This is a genomic window from Streptomyces sp. SKN60, assembly GCF_026236535.1.
In the GTDB taxonomy this organism is placed as follows: Bacteria; Actinomycetota; Actinomycetes; order Streptomycetales; family Streptomycetaceae; genus Streptomyces.
On the sequence record NZ_JAHTMW010000003.1, the window covers coordinates 308559 to 322467 of the forward strand.

Annotated in this window: 9 protein-coding genes; 2 read left to right on the forward strand and 7 right to left on the reverse strand. The window is 72.9% G+C overall.

The features are described from left to right. The first annotated feature begins 14 nt into the window (after positions 1 to 14). Complete coding sequence (locus KV205_RS07330) at positions 15 to 2426, forward strand: Tex family protein (protein ID WP_265863142.1); 2412 nt, start codon at positions 15 to 17, stop codon at positions 2424 to 2426. Positions 2427 to 2510: 84 nt separating this feature from the next. On the opposite strand, the gene KV205_RS07335 is transcribed toward KV205_RS07330, so the two are convergent. Then, positions 2511 to 5621, reverse strand: coding sequence for a glycoside hydrolase family 3 N-terminal domain-containing protein (locus KV205_RS07335; RefSeq protein ID WP_265863144.1), 3111 nt, complete (start codon positions 5619 to 5621; stop codon positions 2511 to 2513). A gap of 64 nt (positions 5622 to 5685) precedes the next feature. After that, positions 5686 to 7530: a ricin-type beta-trefoil lectin domain protein gene (locus KV205_RS07340; RefSeq protein ID WP_265863304.1), complete on the reverse strand. Its 1845-nt coding sequence runs from the start codon at positions 7528 to 7530 to the stop codon at positions 5686 to 5688. Between the two features lie 312 nt (positions 7531 to 7842). Between KV205_RS07340 and KV205_RS07345 the strand changes: the two genes are divergently transcribed. Next, complete coding sequence (locus KV205_RS07345) at positions 7843 to 9135, forward strand: glycoside hydrolase family 16 protein (protein WP_265863146.1); 1293 nt, start codon at positions 7843 to 7845, stop codon at positions 9133 to 9135. Between the two features lie 93 nt (positions 9136 to 9228). Here KV205_RS07345 and KV205_RS07350 read toward each other — a convergent pair whose 3' ends face one another. The 5 genes from KV205_RS07350 to KV205_RS07370 all read right to left on the reverse strand — a co-directional run bounded on the left by KV205_RS07350 (position 9229) and on the right by KV205_RS07370 (position 13905). Further along, a complete protein-coding gene (locus tag KV205_RS07350; protein ID WP_265863148.1) occupies positions 9229 to 9639 on the reverse strand; it encodes a hypothetical protein in 411 nt (136 codons plus the stop codon). Further along, a complete protein-coding gene (locus KV205_RS07355) occupies positions 9636 to 10370 on the reverse strand; it encodes a 2-phosphosulfolactate phosphatase (RefSeq protein WP_265863151.1) in 735 nt (244 codons plus the stop codon). The genes KV205_RS07350 and KV205_RS07355 overlap by 4 nt, the downstream gene beginning before the upstream one ends. Then, positions 10370 to 12007, reverse strand: a complete 1638-nt coding sequence (locus KV205_RS07360) for an ABC-F family ATP-binding cassette domain-containing protein (protein WP_265863153.1) — start codon at positions 12005 to 12007, stop codon at positions 10370 to 10372. The genes KV205_RS07355 and KV205_RS07360 overlap by 1 nt, the downstream gene beginning before the upstream one ends. 150 nt (positions 12008 to 12157) lie before the next feature. Continuing rightward, positions 12158 to 12466, reverse strand: a complete 309-nt coding sequence (locus KV205_RS07365) for a hypothetical protein (RefSeq protein ID WP_265863155.1) — start codon at positions 12464 to 12466, stop codon at positions 12158 to 12160. A 128-nt stretch (positions 12467 to 12594) separates the two neighbouring features. Then, the gene (locus KV205_RS07370; RefSeq protein ID WP_265863306.1) at positions 12595 to 13905 is read right to left on the reverse strand and encodes a M14 family metallocarboxypeptidase; all 1311 of its coding nucleotides are present in this window, start codon (positions 13903 to 13905) and stop codon (positions 12595 to 12597) included. Positions 13906 to 13909: the final 4 nt, after the last annotated feature.

Here is a 13909-nt window from a genome sequence, read left to right on the forward strand (position 1 = left end):
GCGGGTCGGACATCGTGACGACGTCCATCGAGGCAAGGATCGCCGAGGAGCTCGGCGTACGCGAGCGACAGGTGAAGGCGGCCGTCGAACTGCTCGACGGCGGTTCGACCGTGCCGTTCATCGCGCGCTACCGCAAGGAAGCGACCGAGATGCTCGACGACGCGCAGCTGCGCACCCTGGAGGAGCGGCTGCGGTATCTGCGCGAGCTGGAGGACCGGCGCTCCGCCGTCCTCGACTCCGTACGGGAACAGGGCAAGCTGACGCCCGAGCTCGAGGCGCAGATCCGGGCCGCCGACACCAAGGCGCGCCTGGAGGACATCTATCTGCCCTTCAAGCCCAAGCGGCGCACCAAGGCGCAGATCGCCCGCGAGGCCGGTCTGGAGCCGCTGGCGGAGGGCCTGCTCGGCGATCCGACGGTGGAACCGCTGGCCGCCGCGGCCGCGTTCGTCGACGCCGACAAGGGCGTCGCCGACCCGGCGGCCGCCCTGGAGGGCGCGCGGGCCATCCTCGCCGAGCGCTTCTCGGAGGACGCCGACCTCATCGGCGAGCTGCGCGAGCGCATGTGGGGCCGGGGCCGGCTGGCCGCGAAGGTGCGGGAGGGCAAGGAGGAGGCGGGCGCGAAGTTCGCCGACTACTTCGACTTCGCCGAGCCGTTCACGGCGCTGCCCTCGCACCGCATCCTCGCGATGCTGCGCGGCGAGAAGGAGGACGTGCTCACCCTGGATCTGGAGCCGGAGGAGCCCTCCGACGCCCCCACCTCCTCGTACGAGCCGATCGTCGCCCACCGCTTCGGCGTGGCCGACCGGGGCCGGCCGGGCGACAAGTGGCTCCTGCACACCGTCCGCTGGGCCTGGCGCACCCGGATCCTGGTGCACCTCGGCATCGACCTGCGGCTGCGGCTCCGCACGGCCGCCGAGGACGAGGCGGTGCGGGTCTTCGCGGCGAACCTGCGCGATCTGCTGCTCGCCGCTCCGGCGGGCACGCGGGCGACGCTGGGCCTCGACCCCGGTTTCCGTACGGGTGTGAAGGTGGCCGTGGTCGACGCGACCGGCAAGGTCGTGGCCACCGACACCATCTACCCGCACGTGCCGGCCAACAAGTGGGACGAGTCGCTGGCGAAGCTGGCCCGGCTCGCGAAGGAGCACGCGGTCGAGCTGGTCGCCATCGGCAACGGCACCGCGTCCCGCGAGACCGACAAGCTCGCCGCGGAACTCATCGCCAAGCACCCCGAGTTGACGCTGACGAAGGTGATGGTGTCGGAGGCCGGCGCCTCGGTCTACTCCGCCTCCGCCTTCGCCTCGCAGGAACTCCCGGGCCTGGACGTGTCGTTGCGCGGCGCGGTCTCCATCGCGCGGCGGCTGCAGGACCCGCTGGCCGAGCTGGTGAAGATCGACCCGAAGTCGATCGGCGTCGGCCAGTACCAGCACGACCTGTCCGAGGTGAAGCTGTCGCGTTCGCTCGACGCGGTGGTCGAGGACTGTGTGAACGGTGTCGGCGTCGACGTCAACACCGCCTCCGCGCCGCTGCTTTCGCGGGTCTCCGGCATCGGCGCCGGGCTCGCCGAGAACATCGTCGCCCACCGCGACGCCAACGGCCCCTTCCGCTCCCGCAAGGCGCTCAAGGACGTGGCGCGGCTCGGCCCCAAGGCGTACGAGCAGTGCGCGGGCTTCCTGCGCATCCGCGGCGGCGACGACCCGCTGGACGCGTCGGCGGTGCACCCGGAGGCGTACCCGGTGGTGCGGCGGATGGTGAAGACGGCGGGCGGCGAGGTCGCCGCGCTCATCGGCAACACGGGTGTGCTGCGCTCGCTGCGGGCCGACGAGTTCGTCGACGAGACCTTCGGTCTGCCGACGGTCACCGACATCCTGAAGGAGCTGGAGAAGCCGGGCCGCGACCCGCGCCCCGCCTTCAAGACGGCCACCTTCAAGGAGGGCGTCGAGAAGATCGGCGACCTGGTGGCGGGCATGGTCCTGGAGGGCGTCGTCACCAATGTCGCCGCCTTCGGTGCCTTCGTCGACATCGGCGTCCACCAGGACGGCCTGGTGCACGTCTCCGCCATGTCCAAGACCTTCGTCAAGGACCCGCGGGACGTCGTCAAGCCGGGCGACGTGGTCAAGGTCAAGGTCCTGGACGTCGACATCCCGCGCAAGCGGATCTCGCTGACGCTGCGGCTCGAGGACGAGGCCGCGGCGTCCACCTCCGGCGCGGAGCCGGGTGCGCCGAGGCGCGAGCGCGGCGACCGTGGCGGGCGCCCGCCGCAGCAGCGCCGCGGCGGCGGTGGCGGTGGCGGTGGCGGTCGTGACCGCGACCGCTCCCAGGGCGGCGCCCCGGCCCCCGCGAACAGCGCGATGGCGGACGCGCTGCGCAAGGCGGGCCTGCTGAACGAGGGCGGCTCGGGCGACCGGCGGGGCCGCGGCAAGCGCTGACGCGCCCGGGGAACGGCGAGGGGCCGGCACGCTTCCGAAGGGAAGCGGGCCGGCCCCGGTCGTTCACCGCGGGCGCTCTGTCGGTCAGCCCGCCGCGCGGTACGCCTCCGTCAGCTTCGTGACCGCGCCCACCACGTCGCCGCTCAGCAGCAGGTGGTCCGCGTCGGCGAAGGGCTTCGCCGAGCGCTCGGTGAGGTCGCCGCCGATGCGGTCCTGGACGATCAGGCGGGCGCGGGCCGCGAGTTGGCGGGCCGCGGGGGACTTGGCCTGGCCGGTCTTCTGGAGGGCGCGGGCGGCGAGGGCGATCGCACGGAGGGCCGGTTCGCCGCCCTGCGGGGTGGCGCGGAGGGTGGTGAGGCCCCAGCCGTACGGGAACTGCGGGTCGTACGACGCGTCGCCGACGTTCAGCGGGAGCTGGGTCTCGGACTTCGGCCAGCTGACCGGGAGTTGGCCGGTGAAGGGCTTGCGGCCGTAGAGGACGTCGGCGACGCCGTCGCCCTCCGTGCCGGGCAGCCAGGACGCGACCAGGGCGTCGATGGCGGGCAGCCGGTCGCCGATGAGCTGGGGGCGGCCGGAGACGACGAGGACCGCGCAGGGCATGGCGGCGCAGACCCGGTCGACGGCGGCCTGGTCGGCGGCGCTGAGCTCCAGGTCGTGGCCGTTGCCGACGTCGCCCATGCCCTCGGCGTACGGCGTCTCGCCGACCACCACGACACCCACGTCATGGCCCGCGGTGGGCGCGGAGGCGTCCTTGGACCAGGTGAGCGTGGCGCCGGGGTCGGCGGACTTCTTCATGGCCTCCAGGATGGTGGTGCCGGTGGTGGTCCGGCCGGAGGCGCCCTGCCAGGTGACGGTCCAGCCGCCGGCCTGGTTGCCGAGGTCGTCCGCGTTGGAGCCGGCCACGTACACGTTCTGGGTCGGCTTCAGCGGCAGGACACCGCCCGCGTTCTTCAGGAGCACCTGCGAGGCGGCGGCCGCCTCGCGCGCCACCGCGCGGTGCTCGGCCGAGCCGACGCCAGCCAGGTCGGCGGTGTCCGCGTACGGCTTCTCGAAGAGGCCGAGGCGGAACTTCTGGGTGAGGATCCGGGCGACGGCGTCGTCGATCCGGGCGGTCGGGACGCGGCCCGCCTGCACCTCGGCGACCAGGGTCCGGGTGAACTCCTGGTAGTTCGTCGGCACCATGATCATGTCGAGGCCGGCGTTGACCGAGGTCCGGACGTCGCTCGGGTAGTCGCCGGGGATCTGGTCGATGGCCTGCCAGTCGCTGATGACGAAGCCCTGGAAGCCCATCCGGTCCTTGAGGACGCCGTTGATCATCTCGGCGTTGGCGTGCATCTTCACGGGACCTTGGTCGTCGCCGAGGATGTCGAGCGAGGAGTACGAGGGCATGACGGTGCCCACGCCGTGCTTGACGGCCTCGGCGAAGGGCGCGAGGTGCACGGCCTCCAGCTCCTGGCGGGTGACCCGGGTGACACCCTGGTCGATCGTGTACGAGCCCGTCGTCGACGACCCGAACTCCGTACCGCCGTCGCCGACGAAGTGCTTGGCGGTGGTCAGCACCTTGTCGTTGCGGTCCAGGTCGCGGCCGTCCCGCGCGCCCTGCATCCCGTCGATGACGGTCTCCATGGCGTTGACGAGCGCCGGGTCCTCGCCGAAGGACTCGTAGGAGCGGCCCCAGCGTTCGTCCCGGGTCACGCACAGGCAGGGTGCGAAGTCCCAGGGCACGCCGGTGGCCCGGACCTCCTTGGCCGTGACGGCACCGGTGCGGGCGGCGAGGCCGGGGTCGCGGCCGGCGCCGATGCCGATGTTGTGCGGCATGATCGTCGAGCCGATGACGTTGTTGTGCCCGTGCACCGCGTCCACGCCGTAGATCAGCGGGATCTGCAACCGGGTGGCCCGGGTGCGCAGCTGGTACGCGTCGACCATCCGGGCCCAGGCCTCGGCCGTGTTCGGCGTGGGCACGGAGCCGCCGCCGGAGAGCAGCGAGCCGAGGTCGTAGCCGGCGATGTCGCCTGGCGAGCGCAGGGCGTTGCGCTCGGCCTGGGTCATCTGGCCGGCCTTCTCCTGGAGCGTCATCCGGGAGAGCAGGTCCGCGACCCGCTTCCGCACCGGGAGCCGCGCGTCCAGGTAGGGCAGTCCGTGCGCGTTCACCGCGACGACCGGGGTCTCCGCGGGCGCCTTCGCGCCGTCGACCGTGAGCTTCACCGGGATCGTCTCGGCCTCTTCGGCGGACCCGTCCTTCAGGGTGGTCACGGTGATCGAGCGGGTCGTCCCGGAGGGCGTCCCGGCGGGGAAGACGAGGGTGCCGCTGACCGGTGTGTAGTCGGTGCCGGGCTGCGCCGGCCCGCCGTCGTCCGTGGTGTACGCGACGGTGACCGGCTCGCCGGTCGGCTGGGAGCCGGTGGTGGCGACCGAGACGTCGATCCGGGCGGTGCCGCCCTCGTCGACCGGGTGCACCACGGCGCCCGTCACGACCCGGGTGTTGAGGGCCGGGTCGGCCTTGCCGTACAGCTCGACGCCGTCGAGGGCGAAGCGCCCGCCGGGCGCACCGGTGGGCAGGGTGACCGCGTAGCCCCACATCTTGTCGAGGCCGAGGACCTGGTCGATGCCGCCGACCGGCTGGTAGTCGGCGCGGTAGTGGAACTCGGAGAAGGGGATCTCGACGAGGTGCCAGCCCTCCCAGTCGTCGGTGAAGGAGGTGGTCCAGAGCTCGGAGGCCTCGCCGTTGGCGCCGCCGTCCTTGATCTCGAAGTTGATCCGCTTGCCGGAGCCGGGCGGCAGCGGGGCGGTGTTCTGCCCGTACCACCAGAAGCGGATGCCCTTGTACGCGGTCCAGTCCTGCGCCGGCCGGTCGAAGGCGAAGTCGTGGGTGAAGCCGCCCCAGCCGCTGATGTCGTAGCGGCCTTCGAGCACCTTGGCGCCCTCGGGGGCGTCGGCGCGCTCGGCGAGGCCGAGCGCCGGGTGGTCGTCGGCGTCGCTGCCCCAGGTGAACAGGCCCTCGGCGGGCGGCCCGGCGAAGGGGACCTCGCCCTCGAAGCGGTCGACGGGCCGGGGCGCCGGGTCGGCCTCGGCGGCGGACGCGGCCGACTCGGCCGACGCGGCGGCGCTCGGGACGGCTCCGGCGAGCAGTCCGGCGAGGACGGTGGTGGCGAGCGCGGCGGCGCTCGCCCTTCTTCGGTGGCGCGGGTGCGGCATGCGGGCTCCTGTGAAGAGGGGTACGGGGGCGGGTGGCTGCTGGTGCGTCAGGACGGCTGGTGGGTCAGGACGGCTGGTGGGTCCACTTCTGGTTGGCGGCGCCGGTGCAGGACCAGATCTGGGTGCGGGTCCCGTCCGCCGAGCTGTTGCCGGTGACGTCGAGGCACTTGTTCGCCGCCGTGTTGACGACGTCGTGCGTCGTGGCGTTGTACGACCAGCGTTGTGCGCCCGTGCCGTTGCAGGTGTAGAGCTGGACCTTGGTCCCGTCGGCGGTGCCGGCGGCGGTGACGTCGAGGCACTTGCCGAGGGCCCGGATGCTGCCGTCGGCGGCGAGGGTCCACCGCTGGGCGTCGGTGCCGTTGCAGGTGTAGAGCTGCACCGGGGTGCCGTCGGCGGTGGCCGCGCCGGCCACGTCCAGGCACTTCCCTGCGAGGCCCGTCAGCGGCCCGGCCGGTGCGCTCGCCGTCGTGCCGGACCAGGTGAAGGTGGCGGTGGTGCGGGCGGGCAGGGTGTACGTGAAGGACTGGCCGCCCCAGTCGACGCGGACGGACTGGGCGGAGGCGCCGCCGTTGTGGGCGATGAGGGCCTTGGAGCCGTCGGGGTTGCGCCAGGCCACGTTCTGCACGGTGGAGTCGGCGGTGGAGGCGATGCGGTACGCGCCGGGACGCACGAACTTCGTGAGGTGGCCGGTCGTGTAGTACTCGATCGTGTAGTCGACCTGGCCGGCCCGCGGGCCGCCCTCCTGGACCGTGATCAGCCCCGTACAGGTGCCGCAGCCGCCGTTGTGCGGGCCCATGTCCTGGTTGAGCGCCAGGCTCCACTTGGTCAGGCTGCTGCTCCAGTTGCGGGCGTAGTCGACGATGTCCTTCAGGTCCTCGTTGTGCTGGTTGCCGATCCAGGTGCCGCCGGAGTGCTCGGTGCTGAACTGCTTCACGGTCGGGTACTGGTCGTGGACCTGGGTGCCGACGGCCGGGTCGCCGAAGTAGCCGTGCCAGGCGATGCCGCCGAACAGCGGGTCGTTGCGGACGCCCGCGTCGTTCAGGACGCCGGAGCCGAAATTGGCGTAGTCGCCGTAGTTCCAGTCGTGCACGAGGACCTTGGTGGTGATCCCGGCGGCCCGGAAGGCCGGGTAGACGTGGTTCTTGGTGAACTCGACCAGACCGGAGGGGTTCCAGCTCATGCCCGGGTAGTTCATGGCGGTGGGGTTGCTCGCCTGGCAGCAGTTCGGCTCGTTCTGGACGGAGAGGTAGTCGACCTTGACGCCGGCCGCCTGGTAGCTCTGGACGTACTTCACCAGATACTGGGCGTAGAGCGGGTAGTACTCCCACTTCAGCCAGCCCATCTGGTCCATCCGGCCGTTGTCCTTCATCCAGCCGGGTGCACTCCACGGCACGGCCTTGAGCCGGAGCGCCGGGTTGAGCTGCTTGGCCTGGACGGTCAGCAGCCGCACGTTCGTGTCGTAGCCGTTGGTGCCGAAGTCGGCGAGGTCGCAGCAGGTGTCGTCGAGCGAGACGTTGCCGGGCCGGGAGAGGTCGGAGGCGCCGATCGGGTTGCGGACGAAGGAGAGGCCGATGCCGTCGGTCGGCGAGAACAGCTTGCGCATCACCTCGTCGCGGGTGGCGGCGCTGATCGCGCCGCCGCGCAGGAGGTGGGCGGTGGTGTCGGTGATCGACGCGCCGCCGCCCTCGAACTGCTGGTAGGTGGTCTTCTCGTCGACGGTGATGGTGCGGTTCGCGCTGCCGCCGGCGGGGCCGAAGGCGATCGGCGGCTGCGGGGCGAGTCCCCGGGTGACCGTACGGCCGCCGGCGTCGGAGGTGGTGGTCAGCCAGACGTCGACCCGCTCGCCGGCGGCCTCGGCGACGCCGGGACCGGTCATGACCAGGCCGCTCGCGAGGAGGGCGCCGCTCAGGAGGGCGGCGAGGCGGCGGTGCCGGCGGCCGACGGGGGCGGTGCGGGCGGCGCGGGCGGCGCGGGCGCCGAACCAGGACCTGCTTCTGTAGTGCACCTGACAGACCTTTCGATGGGGGCCCAGGCCTTCGGGCTTTCTTTAAGGTGTGAAGCTATGGAGGCTCCTCGTGCGCGTCAACCCCTCCCGCGTACAACTCCCGAACACACAACACCGGTTGGGAGCGGATTCGGCCCAAGGTCTTGTCGGCTTGGTCCGGACCATGGCACTCTTCGTTGCCGTCCACGACCCTCCCCCACGTCGGCGGTGACAACGATGTCCGCACCCCCCTCTCGACGATCACGGCTTCTGCTCGCCCTCGGCCTCGGCTGCGCCACCGTGGCAGCCCTGGTCAGCCCCACGGCACAGCCGTCCGCGATCGCGGCGACCTCGGCGACGACGGCGGCCTCGTCGGCCGCGGCCGAAGTCGGCGTCCAGGCCACCACGTTCAGCGACGAGTTCAACGCCCCGGCCGGCACGCCGGTCGACGGCTCCAAGTGGAATCTGGAGACCGGCGACAACGTCAACAACCACGAGCGGCAGTACTACACGAACTCCACCGGCAACGCCGTGCACGACGGCCAGGGCAACCTGGTCATCACCGCCCGGCGCGAGAACCCGGGCAACTACAACTGCTGGTACGGCCGTTGCGAGTACACCTCGGCCCGGCTCAACACCTCCGGCAAGTTCACCCAGACGTACGGCACCTTCGAGGCCCGGATGAAGATGTCGCGCGGCCAGGGCATGTGGCCCGCGTTCTGGATGCTCGGCAACGACATCGGCAGCGTCGGCTGGCCGCAGAGCGGCGAGATCGACGTCATGGAGAACGTCGGCTTCGAGCCGAACACCGTGCACGGCACCATCCACGGCCCCGGCTACTCGGGCTCCGGCGGCATCGGCGCCCCCTACTCGATCGGCTCGCCGTTCGCCGACGCGTTCCACACCTTCCGCGTCGAGTGGTCGCCGAACAAGCTGGTCTGGAAGGTCGACGGCGTCACCTACCAGACCCGGACGCCGGCCGACCTCGGCGGCCGCCAGTGGGTCTACGACCACCCGTTCTTCCTCATCCTCAACCTGGCCGTCGGCGGCTACTGGCCGGGCGACCCGGACGGCAGCACCCCGATGCCGAACACCCTGACCGTCGACTACGTACGGGTCACCAACGACCAGTCGGCCCCGCCGACCGGCAGCGGCGGCCCGATCACCGGCCTCGCCGGCAAGTGCGTCGACGTGGCCGGGGCCAACACCGCCAACGGCACCCCGGTCCAGCTCTACGACTGCAACGGCACCGCGGCCCAGCAGTGGACCGTGAACGCCGACGGCTCGATCCGCGCGCTCGGCAAGTGCCTGGACGTCACCGCCGGGTCGACGGCGGACGGCGCCAAGCTCCAGCTCTACGACTGCAACGGCACCGGCGCCCAGAAATGGCGGGTCGAGGCGGCCAAGGACATCGTGAACGTCGCCGCGAACAAGTGCCTCGACGTCCCGAACAGCAACTCGGCGAACGGCACCCGGCTGCAGATCTGGACCTGCAACGGCACCGCCGCCCAGAAGTGGACCGTGGGCTGAGTTCCCTGACGCGGTGCACGCATGCGTGAAGGCCCGGTCCACGGCGGTGGACCGGGCCTTCACCCCAGCTGCTCGGACTGCCCGGCTTACGGGTTACGGGACGAAGCGCAGCGCCCACTCCGCCCGGTTCGCCACCGTCAGGTCGGCGTCCTCCGTCAGCGGGCGCAGCAGGCGCTCCGCTCCCTTCGGGTCGGCCTGCACCAGGTCGACGATCTCCGCGGCCAGGCCGTCCTGGTCGTCACCGAGGTCGACGGCCGAGGCGCGGACCAGGACCGGGAGGCGGTCGGGGCCGCCGAGGGCGGCGATGAGACCGCCGAGGAGCTCCCGGCCGTAGGAGTTGCGGTCGGCGACCGTCCGGTCGAGCTCGGACTCCAGGCGCGGGAGCAGCTCCCGGTCGCCGGTCGCCGCGATCTCGTCGGCGAGGTCGATCGTCTCGTCGACATCGGCCTCCAGATCGTCGAGCATCGCGACGAGGCGCGTCACGCGGGAGTCGTCGGTGGTCATCGTGCTGCCTCCTGGAAAGCGCCGTCCACCAGGACGGGGACGGCGGTCGACGCGTCGATCTCGGCGGCCACCTCCACGTCCTGCGGATAGCCGTACTCGTACAGTTCACGGCCCGACGCGCAGCCGTGCAAGGCGGCGACCGGGTCCTTGGTGGCGGTCCACAGCGTGGCCGCCGCGGTCGCCTCGGGGGTCAGGGCGGGCCCGGCGGCCTTCTCCTGGAGGGCGGCCAGGACCGCGCCGGCGCCGAGGAGGTCCTCCAGGGCGGGGCGCAGCGAGCCGTCGGGCCACCGCTCGCCGGAGGCGATGACGGCGACACCGGCGCCGGATCCGGATCGGGCCCCGAGCCACCGGGCGACGGCGCCGGCATTGCGCAGCGAGGCGGCGACGACGGTCGCGCCGGAGCCCGCGGCCTCGGCGGCGATGGTGGAGCCGTTCGGGGACGGCAGCACCAGCCGGTCCGGGACCGGCGCGGCGCACAGCGCGGCCGGGGAGAGCGACCACGGGTGCTCGGGGGTGGCCGCGCGGCGCCCGACGGCGAGGACGGCGTCCTGCTCGCGGGCGTACGCGACGGCCGTCTCGTCCCGCCAGCGGTACGGGTGGACGACGGCGCCGCGCTCCACGGCGACGCCGACTGCGGTCGTGAAGGACAGCACGTCGACCACGACCACGTACGCGGCGGAGGAGGCGAGGGCCCGTGCCTCGACCGGCCCCCACCCGAACGAGACCGTCATCAGAGCTCGGTCACCTTGCCGTCCGCGACCTCGATGCGGCGGGTGGTGCGGACCGCGTCCAGCATGCGCCGGTCGTGGGTGACGAGCAGCAGCGTGCCGTCGTACGAGTCGAGGGCCGACTCCAGCTGCTCGATCGCGGGCAGGTCGAGGTGGTTGGTCGGCTCGTCGAGGACGAGCAGGTTCACGCCGCGGCCCTGGAGCAGGGCGAGCGCGGCGCGGGTGCGTTCGCCGGGCGACAGGGTGGTGGCGGGCCGCAGCACGTGGTCGGCCTTGAGGCCGAACTTGGCGAGCAGGGTCCGGACGTCCGCCGACTCGGTGTCGGGGACGGCCGCGCAGAAGGCTTCGAGCAGGGTCTCGGTGCCATGGAACAGCTTGCGGGCCTGGTCGACCTCGCCGACGACGACACCAGGGCCGAGGGCCGCGTCGCCGGAGTCCAGCGGCAGCCGGCCGAGGAGGGCGGCGAGCAGGGTGGACTTGCCGGCGCCGTTGGCGCCGGTGATGGCGACCCGGTCGGCCCAGTCGATCTGCATGCCGACCGGCCCGAAGGAGAAGTCGCCGCGCTTCACCGCGGCCTCGCGGAGGGTCGCGACGACCGCGCCGGAGCGGGGCGCGGCGGCGATCTCCATGCGCAGCTCCCACTCCTTGCGGGGCTCGTCGACGACGTCGAGGCGCTCGATCATGCGCTGGGTCTGGCGGGCCTTCGCGGCCTGCTTCTCGCTGGCCTCGCCGCGCAGCTTGCGCCCGATCTTGTCGTTGTCGGTGGCCTTGCGGCGGGCGTTGCGGACGCCCTTGTCCATCCAGTTGCGCTGCATGAGGGCGCGCGATTCGAGGCCCGCCTTCTTGTCGGCGTACTCCTCGTACTCCTCGCGGGCGTGCCGCCGGGCGGTGGCCCGCTCCTCCAGATAGGCCTCGTAGCCGCCGCCGTAGAGGGTGATCTGCTGCTGGGCGAGGTCGAGCTCCAGGACCTTGGTGACGGTGCGGGTGAGGAACTCGCGGTCGTGGCTGATCACGACGGTGCCGGCGCGCAGCCCCTGGACGAAGGCCTCCAGGCGTTCGAGGCCGTCGAGGTCCAGGTCGTTGGTGGGCTCGTCGAGCAGGAAGACGTCGTAGCGGGAGAGGAGCAGCGAGGCGAGTCCGGCGCGGGCGGCCTGGCCGCCGGAGAGCCCGGTCATCGGCTGGTCGAGGCCGACGGTGAGGCCGAGCGAGCCGGCCACCTCCTCGGCGCGCTCGTCGAGGTCGGCGCCGCCGAGGTCGAGCCAGCGCTCCAGGCTGACGGCGTACGCGTCGTCGGCGCCGGGCGTGCCGTCGACCAGGCCCTGGGTGGCCTCGTCCATGGCGGCCTGCGCGGCGGCCACGCCGGTCCTGCGGGCCAGGAACTCGCGGACGGTCTCCCCTTCGCGCCGCTCCGGCTCCTGCGGGAGGTGCCCGACGGTGGCGGTGGGCGGCGAGAGGCGCAGCTCGCCGTCCTCGGGGGTGTCGAGCCCGGCGAGCAGCCGCAGCAGGGTCGACTTGCCGGCGCCGTTGACGCCGACGAGGCCGATGACGTCCCCGGGGGCGACGACGAGGTCGAGCCCGGAGAAGAGGGAGCGTTCGCCGTGGCCGGCGGCGAGGTTCTTGGCGACGAGGGTGGCAGTCATCAGGGGATGAATCCTAGGCGAGAGTCGCCGGGGCATGTCGCGGCGGACCTGTCCTGGCCGGCCCGGGGGCCGGGACCCGTACGCGAGCGCCCGCCCCGGAGCCGTACGGCTCCGGGGCGGGCGGTCAGGTCGGCGGCGGTGCCGTCGTTCCTAGCGCGGGAACGGCTTCGGCGCGGTGTCGTCCGCGGCCTCGCAGGCCTTGGCCTTGCGCTCCAGGGCGGCGGCCTGGTCGCGGGCCTTGCGGGCCGCGGCCTTCTCGCCGAGGCGGTCGAGCTTGGCGGCCTTGCTGCGCAGCTGGGCGGCCTGCTGGCGCAGCTCCGCCACCCTGCAGACGACCGTCTTGCCGGCCGCGTGGGCGGTCGGGGCGGTCGCGGTCTGGCCGAGCAGCAGGCCCCCGGCCAGCAGCGTCGTGGCGGCCAGGGCCGTCAGGGTGCGGCGCAGCGGCGTCGCGTTCGTCATGGTTAACTCCAACTTCCGGGCCGGTAGCGCCCGTTCAGGTATGGTCAATACCGATTGGCGACCCTAACCCGGAATGATCATCCGACCCGCACACCACTGACGCCGCTCACCGCCTCCTCACCATGTCCTCAGCACTTCTCCACAGGTGCTCCGCGAGTGAGTCCGTACGCGGCCCGCGGGTCGAGCAGCAGCGGCACGAGCGCGCGCTGCGACTGGCGCAGCGGGACGAGCGCCCCGCCGTCCGCGCGGGGCACCACCGCGATGCCGTGCAGGTCGAGTTCGTCGCCGGTCTCCACGTACTGATCCGCCGTCAGGCGGTAGCCGCAGGGCGGGTCCTGGAGGATCTCGGCGGGTTCGGCGGGGTCGTTGTCGGCGCCGCCGAGGAGGACCGGGCCGTGGTCGGCGAGGCCGGTGCGGCGGGCGTGGAGGGTGGCCGCGGCGAGTCGGCCGGCGCGCTCCGCCACGTACCCGAACGCGCCCTTGAGCGCGGCGCGTTGGGTGGCGACCCGGCGCAGGTGGTTACGGGCGGGGTCGTCCTTCTCGGCCGGGTCGAGGGCGTCCTCGCGGGTCTCGACGAGCAGGCCGACGGCGTGCTTGAGGCCCGCCGTGTTGCGCAGGATGCGCTCCTGGCCGTCGCCGGCGACCTGCTTGACCGGTTCGCCGGTGTAGGGGTCGGTCCAGATGCCGTAGATGCCGCTGCTGAAGCCCGCGCGCCCGGCGGCGGGCCGTACGTACGCCTCGGAGAGGGTGTGGGACTCCGCGTGGACGGCGGGGTCGGTGTTGAGGTTGCGCGGCCAGAGGGCGAGCAGGTCCTTGTCGTAGTACGGCGGGGTGGCGCCGTACTCGTGGAGGTCGTAGACGAGTTCCGGCCGTCGGTCGCGGAGGACGGCGGCGAGGGCGCGGGCTTCTGCGGTGCGCAGCGCGAGGTGGTCGCGGTTGATGTCGATGCCGGCGCTGTTGCCGCGGGTGTTCGCCTCGCGTCCGTCGGGGTTGGCGGTGGGCACCACGAGCAGGGTGGTGCGGGCCAGGAAGCGGCGGGTGGCCTCGCTCCGGTCGTGGGCGAGATCGCGCACCGTACTCAGACAGGCCTCGCGGCCTGCGGGTTCGTCGCCGTGCTGGGAGCAGATGAGCAGTACGAGCGTCGGGCCGGTGCCGAGGGTGGCGAGCCGCAGCGGGCGGCCCTGCGCGGTGGTGCCGATGGTGCGGACGGCGAGCCGTTCGCTGCCCCGGTCGACGGCGGCCAGGAAGGCCGCCTCCTCGGCCTCGCTCGTCCAGCGGGCGCCGCCGCTCTCCTCGAAGCCGGTGCGCGGGGGCGGCGGTGGCAGCGCACTGCCGGCGGCGGGGGTCGGGGCGGCGAGGAGCGGCAGCGCCAGGGCGGCGGCGCACGCCGAGATGAGGAGCGCGCGCCGGGGACCGCGGAAGGTGCGGGTCGTCGTCATCGAC

What these genes read in the sequence shown, in the direction of transcription:
- KV205_RS07355 (WP_265863151.1), bottom strand. Translation starts at nt 10,370, where the DNA reads ATGACGGTCTCGTTCGGGTGGGGGCCGGTCGAGGCACGGGCCCTCGCC.
- KV205_RS07350 (WP_265863148.1), bottom strand. Translation starts at nt 9,639, where the DNA reads ATGACCACCGACGACTCCCGCGTGACGCGCCTCGTCGCGATGCTCGAC.
- KV205_RS07360 (WP_265863153.1), bottom strand. Translation starts at nt 12,007, where the DNA reads ATGACTGCCACCCTCGTCGCCAAGAACCTCGCCGCCGGCCACGGCGAA.
- KV205_RS07370 (WP_265863306.1), bottom strand. Translation starts at nt 13,905, where the DNA reads ATGACGACGACCCGCACCTTCCGCGGTCCCCGGCGCGCGCTCCTCATC.
- KV205_RS07335 (WP_265863144.1), bottom strand. Translation starts at nt 5,621, where the DNA reads ATGCCGCACCCGCGCCACCGAAGAAGGGCGAGCGCCGCCGCGCTCGCC.
- KV205_RS07345 (WP_265863146.1), top strand. Translation starts at nt 7,843, where the DNA reads ATGTCCGCACCCCCCTCTCGACGATCACGGCTTCTGCTCGCCCTCGGC.
- KV205_RS07365 (WP_265863155.1), bottom strand. Translation starts at nt 12,466, where the DNA reads ATGACGAACGCGACGCCGCTGCGCCGCACCCTGACGGCCCTGGCCGCC.